This is a genomic window from Burkholderia sp. LFS061 (assembly GCF_047978125.1).
In the GTDB taxonomy this organism is placed as follows: Bacteria; Pseudomonadota; Gammaproteobacteria; order Burkholderiales; family Burkholderiaceae; genus Burkholderia; species Burkholderia pyrrocinia_C.
In genome coordinates, this window is record NZ_JBFPFS010000129.1 from 1 (window position 1) to 729 (window position 729).

Below are 729 nucleotides of genomic sequence, written 5' to 3' on the forward strand. Positions count from 1 at the left end.
CGTTTCGAGCGTCGCGCCGACATTCACGGGGCGTTCCTCAAACTCGGTTGCTGCCTGATTTGCTGGAATACCCTCCGGCGCGCCGAACAGCCTTTATGAAACCGTCTCTAACGGACTACGTGAGGCGCCGCTACCCACGCCGGCTCGGAGCAGTGAGACAGTCCACGACGTTGACGTGCGGACGTCAACGCCGAGCACTGCTGGCGAAGCGGCGTTGAGCGGCGAGTCGAAGCGGACTTCGTTTGCCGACGTGTTCCTGAAGCGTCAGAACTTCACCGCAGGTCGCCGTTGGAAGTAGCTTCGCGAGAAACCGGTTCCGCGATCGGCGCATAAGCGTACCGTTCCAGCGATAGCGCGGAGACTGGAGAGCAAGCGGTGATGAACGACGAATTCAACCGTCAATTCCAGCGCGACTGGGTCATCTCGCCGATTCTCGATGGCGGTTTGTCGATCGGCAGATGGGCTCACGCGGCAGCCTTCGCGATGAGCTACGACTCGCGTACGCGATTTCTCATTTCATGCTGCACGGGCCTGATGGTCCCGCCTCGCATACCGTTGAAAGCCCCGCACTGCGGGCTCGTCGTCGGGCCGTGCGACGGCGATGCGGACGACGAAGGACGCCTAGCAGGCTGTTGAAAAACGCCTCGTCTTGATCACGAGGTCGCTGCGCAAAAGGATTTCGTATGCGATTGGCTGCTGAGTTGGCGACGGATCGTCGAAGCTGGACCG

The 729-nt window shown here is 61.0% G+C and carries 1 protein-coding gene and 1 pseudogene; both read left to right on the forward strand.

Annotation, left to right across the window (positions count from 1 at the left end):
• A pseudogene (locus ACNQQL_RS36000) lies at positions 1-99 on the forward strand (IS5/IS1182 family transposase); the annotation flags it as partial.
• 279 nt (positions 100-378) lie between these two features.
• Positions 379-636, forward strand: coding sequence for a hypothetical protein (locus ACNQQL_RS36005; protein WP_347069697.1), 258 nt, complete (start codon positions 379-381; stop codon positions 634-636).
• The last annotated feature ends 93 nt before the right edge of the window (positions 637-729 follow it).